The organism is Fluviicola sp., from assembly GCF_030151805.1.
Lineage (GTDB): Bacteria > Bacteroidota > Bacteroidia > Flavobacteriales_D > Crocinitomicaceae > Fluviicola.
In genome coordinates, this window is record NZ_JASLCN010000226.1 from 1 (window position 1) to 5,069 (window position 5,069).

4 protein-coding genes and 1 riboswitch are annotated in these 5,069 nt (G+C 44.4%); all 4 genes read right to left on the reverse strand.

The window, feature by feature from the left end:
• Positions 1-767: T9SS C-terminal target domain-containing protein (locus tag Q1V93_RS08700; protein ID WP_300663821.1), on the reverse strand; the 767-nt coding region annotated here is incomplete at its 3' end.
• A complete protein-coding gene (locus Q1V93_RS08705; RefSeq protein WP_300663823.1) occupies positions 760-1,818 on the reverse strand; it encodes a YncE family protein in 1,059 nt (352 codons plus the stop codon). The genes Q1V93_RS08700 and Q1V93_RS08705, both read right to left, overlap by 8 nt.
• Positions 1,808-3,712: a TonB-dependent receptor plug domain-containing protein gene (locus Q1V93_RS08710; RefSeq protein ID WP_300663825.1), complete on the reverse strand. Its 1,905-nt coding sequence runs from the start codon at positions 3,710-3,712 to the stop codon at positions 1,808-1,810. The genes Q1V93_RS08705 and Q1V93_RS08710 overlap by 11 nt, the downstream gene beginning before the upstream one ends.
• 30 nt (positions 3,713-3,742) lie before the next feature.
• Complete coding sequence (locus Q1V93_RS08715) at positions 3,743-4,699, reverse strand: DUF4465 domain-containing protein (RefSeq protein WP_300663827.1); 957 nt, start codon at positions 4,697-4,699, stop codon at positions 3,743-3,745.
• Positions 4,700-4,831: 132 nt separating this feature from the next.
• A riboswitch (cobalamin riboswitch) is annotated at positions 4,832-5,026 on the reverse strand.
• Between the last annotated feature and the right edge of the window lie 43 nt (positions 5,027-5,069).

The window sequence follows — 5,069 nt, forward strand, 5'->3', positions numbered from 1 at the left end:
ACCTGCAATGCCTGCAATTCGGTTAAGCCCAAGGTTCCGTTAATGATCCCGATTGCTTCCAGGTCAAATCCTCCGGATTCGAATGGAGTAGGGAACGGATCATTGATTTTTGTTCCGTGTTGATCCGTCGTAAAATGAGTTCCTGTAATCGCTCCGATTGCATCAATGATTCGCACAAATTGTACTGCGTTTTTGTTCAGATCCGGATCATTCGGAAGGTCACTCAAGTCGAACGGGGTTCCGAAACCGGCGCGGTATTTTCCTGCCAGGTTATCCACCATGCGGCAATCGGAAAAGGATGCGTTGGTCATTTGCGATGTCAAAGGGACTTCTGAAGTGGATGGAAAACGGAAGAAATGAATTCCGTCCGAGCTCACTTCCACGTGCGCCAACTCGATGTAATTATCTGCGAAGCCATTTTCGAAAACCGCGAAATCGTAGCCCGGACCATCCATAATGAATTGATCGAAGGAAAGTGTAGCAACGCCGCTGTCGCCAAGAGAAACTATGTCGACCGTACTCCCTGTTGCCGGACCAAATGCCTGGTTCAAAGTTCCGAAACTTGCCCTGTTTGATCCGCTTGCTTCAACCGTCGTATCCGAAATGTCGATAAAACCACGCGTAATGGTTCCTCCTGTTGCCCAGGAAACAAAGCAGGAGCTGTCTTTTTTGATCGCGTTTGTATTTGGATTTCCCGGAGCAGGATGAAAGCTTTGAGCATTTGACAATGCAGGGATAAATACTAAAAGGGAAAGGAGCTTATTCATAAATCAAAATTTTACAAGGGTTTAACCCCACGTTATAACTTGTTTCAAAAGTACCGGCATTTGAGAATACGTGAATCTGACCTGTGACGGTGTAATTCTTTGCATCCATGCAGTAGATCTTATTGGTGAGGGAAGAATAGTAGATTCCGTAAAGTGTCTGAATTCCGCTGGTGGAAATATACGCCGGGTTGACCATTGTTTCCGTAGCGGGGTCGAACAAGGCAATTTCATTATCTCCGGAGCTGAAATCGTGGTAAGAAATTAGGAAGCGGTTGCCGAAAGGTGAAATCCCGCCGGCGTCAAACGGAAAAGATTGAACGACTGTATGTGTATTCGGGTTTATCCGGTGCATCCGGGATGGAATGGAAGCATAATCGCCACGGGTAATGACATAGACTTCTCCGCTCGGATCGGTTTGAACTGATCCCGGATTTTTCCCGACTGTAATGCGTGTAATTTCCTGCTGACTTCCCAAATCGATCACCGAAACCGTGCTGTCTACATTCGGGAAATTCAACCCGCCGGAATTTGCAACAAATAATTTTCCGTTGCTCACAGCCAGGCCTTCCGGATTTGCTCCGACCTGAATCCGGTTCGTAATGGTTAAGGAAGCTGTATCGAGTACATCTACATAACCGTCGTAACAACTGATATAGGCCTTTGCTCCGGAAAACACAATGTAGCGCGGTTGTTTGGGAGTTCCGTTGGCAATCATCGAAATCTGAGAAATGCTGTTTCCCGTTGCAGCGTCCAAAATTTCGACCGTACTGGAAACATTGACAATGACGTAGATTTTTCCTCCGTATCGTTTCATATCGTTTCCGGTATCGCCCAGGGAACGATTGGTTTTCTGCTCGAAAAAGTTGGAGGTGTAGGAATTTGCAGAAAAATCAAACCAACCCAATGTAGCATTGTTTTGCTGAAAAAGCCCTTCGTTCAATACCAGCATTCCGTGTGTGAGCACCTGCGGAGCATCCGGTTCTGTTACTTTTTTCTTTTTACAGGCCACTGCGAAAAGAACCAGGAGGATTAAAATGAATTTATAACGCATATTGAAGTCTTACATTAAAGTGAATACCCGGCATTACAAAATAATTGATGTAACTGTATTGTTTGTTGGTGATGTTGTTCAGTGAAAAACGCAAAGTCAGTTCGTTGTTTTTGATCACCTGAGTATAAGAGGCTCCGAAATCTACCAGTAAATAAGCAGCAAGCAGATTGGAGGGAATATTTTGATTCAATGCATAGCGCTCTCCCAAATAGGAGGTCAATACAAAGAAAGAGAGTTTCTTCCAGGAGTAATCCAATTCCAAACTTCCGGAATGAAGCGGGGAATAACTTAAGATATTGCGGTAGGTGGAACTATTCGGATCGCTGATATCTTGTGTATATTGAAAGGTGTAGTTGACACGCGCACCCAGGGTGTGATTTCGAATCTTTTTTTGGATCAGTTCGGTGAACTCCACTCCGACGGCGTCAGATTTCCCGATGTTCTGAATGCTCCAGATGAATAGGTTTTTGGTAGGAATAGCAAGGATTTTATCGTAAACGTAGGAATAGAAGGGTTGAATCATGGTTTGCGAAATACCATTCCTGAAAGGAAGATAAAGTTCGTAGCGAAGCGAAGCGATGTGCGCTTTCTCCGTGCGAAGTTTCGTGTTTCCGATTTGTTGATAATATAATTCGCTGAAGGTAGGTTGCCGGCAGGTGTACCTGTAAACGAGGCTTAACCTGTTTTTCTTTCCGAGATCAAAACTCCAGGAAAGGGCAGGAAGTAAATTCCACTTATTCTTCAGAACGGTATCGCGTTTCTCGAAAATTCCCTGGGCTCCGATCTGAACCAGGATTTTCCCGATTTTTTTCCATTCCAAACCAAGTACACTTTCTGAAGTGTTTCGATAGGGATTCCCGGTCAAGGATTTTCCGGAAAGTTCTTCTGAAATGAGCGAGCTTCCAAGTAAAACCCCCAGGTTTTCAGTAATCAAATAAGAAACCTGTGACTGAACATCAAGCTGATTGGAATAGAAGCGCTGATCGAGGTATCCGAGTGAATTCAGGTAACTGGAATCGAGGTATTGGAGGTTGTTTTTCTGAAAGTTGACAGAGGAAAAAACATCCCATCTGCTCTTTTTGAAACGGTGATTCAGCGCTGCATTCAAGCCATATCCGTTCAGATATTGTGCCGCATTGCTGTTGTAAAAGATGACTGCTCCGGCCAGTTCTTTTTGGTATTCGTTTCCGGATAAACGCACTTGAAACTGGTGGTTGGGGTTTGGCGAAAACTGCACGGATGCCGTTCCGAAATACTCCAGCAAACCGTTGTTTTTTCTTCGTTCCTCCATGGTATTGTTTCCGTTGAGATAGGAATAGGGATAATTTCCTCCGTAAGACCGGATTTTTCCGGTTAAAGTTCCTGCCCATTTTTTGACTCTTTTTTGAAGCATTAAGTAACCTTCGTATTGGTCGAAAGAACCTAATTGTGCTCCTAAAATGATTTTCCGGGGATTGATTCCCGAATAAGAGTGAACAGATTCAACGTTGACAACGACACCGGCGAGTTTGGCGTGAATCGGGATTTGAGTCCGGGTAGGGGAAAGTGTGATTAGTTCTAGGCGCTCGATGAAATCAACGGGAAAAGCACTTAAATCTGCCTGACCGCTCTGAGTGGTTGAAACAGAACTGAAATCCTGTACCAATGCCGTGTGCCCGGCTCCCAAACTCCGGAAACTAACGGTTTTTAAACCACCCACATCTCCGTAATTCTTGATTTGCAATCCGGGAAACAAACTCAGGATTTGCCCGAGGTCATTTGCCAGTTTATTTTGAATCCGGTCCTTATTGAGTTCGATCTGAATGCTGTTGTCTTTTTCGTTTCGGGGCGAAATGACAATTTCTTCAATAGGTTTCACCTCCTGCCCGAATACCGGACAGGAGGCTGAAACCAAGATAGATACTATGGATAACCGGAAATCCAATTAGATTTTGCTGATGCGTGTTCTGGCAGTTCCTTTTGCGCTCGTTGTTTCAACGATGTAAGTTCCTGCATTCACTTGGTTCAGGTTTATTTCCTGAGTTCCGTTTGTTGTTTGCTCCAGGATCAATTCACCGGTCAGGCTGAAAACTTTGATTTGTCCGGCTTCTGATTGGACAGTCAAACGGCCTGTTGTCGGGTTCGGGTAAATTTCCTGAGTGGAAACGCTCAATTCGTTGATAGAAGCTGTTGCGTACGTCAGGTTATCGAAAGCAAAATAAGCCGGAGTGTTCATTCCGAATTGACCAACATCGGAAGAAGCCAGTTCGAACTCCAGGAATTGAACTTCTCCAAGCGGAGTTAAATCTACGGTTTCCCAGGTATTCACAATGTAATCCTGCGCGTTGTTTGCAAAACGGTAATCTGCCAGGTAGAAAGTAACCGTGTCGGTTGTATTACTTTGGGCATCTTTCCCGATGATGTATAAGCGGAACCAATCTGCCCCGTTTGTTCCATCAGGATCTCCGGCCGCATTATCCGACGAACCGAATTGTTTTCCGAAAGCGTCTCCATCACGCATCGATAAAGCTGCGTAGGTTGAGTTGGTGATTTTGATGCTGCTCAACACTTTTTCACTTCCGAAATTGATGCTTCCGTTATTGAATACAGCATAGTTTGCACTTCCGTTTGCACCGTTTCCGGTATAAGCAGAGTAATCATTTGCAGAACCTGCAGTAGCTGCGTCTGTTGAGTTGGAATAAACGAACCCATTCCAGAAATGGTATTGCGTGTTGTACGTGTTTTCAAAGAAAACGCCTCTTGAGGTAAATCCACCTGCCATATCGGAACCTAACCACGCTGTGTCGGATCCCGGAAGCGTCAGATCTTCAAAATCTACTACGGTTTGTGCTTGTGTGTATTGGATGCAGCATACACTAACTGCGAGTAACATTTTTTTCATTGCTTTTAGCATTTAAAAATTAAACAATTGAAGGCAAAACCTCCGTTCTAAGTAAGCAAATGAAAAAATCAGAGAATAAGAACAAACTGAAAGATTGTACTTCCATATTCGAACCTGACTTTAATCTGAAGTCTTCATTCATTTGTTCAAGGCAGGTATTCTGACTTCCCTCCGGTCACTTCTCCTTCCCATCAGTCGGTAGACTGGCAGTGGAACAATGAAGTCCGTTAGATAAGGGTTACAGCTGCAGATACAGTTTCGGATTCACACCGAATTCCCTATTATCGATTGTATTGCTACAAACGAACCTAAAACGCGGTGCAAAGGTAGGATTTTTATTTTGAAGATGGGGCCGGGGAGAAGATGGGGG

Coding starts and splice junctions, on each gene's coding strand:
- Q1V93_RS08705 (WP_300663823.1), bottom strand. CDS start 1,818: ATGCGTTATAAATTCATTTTAATCCTCCTGGTTCTTTTCGCAGTGGCC.
- Q1V93_RS08715 (WP_300663827.1), bottom strand. CDS start 4,699: ATGAAAAAAATGTTACTCGCAGTTAGTGTATGCTGCATCCAATACACA.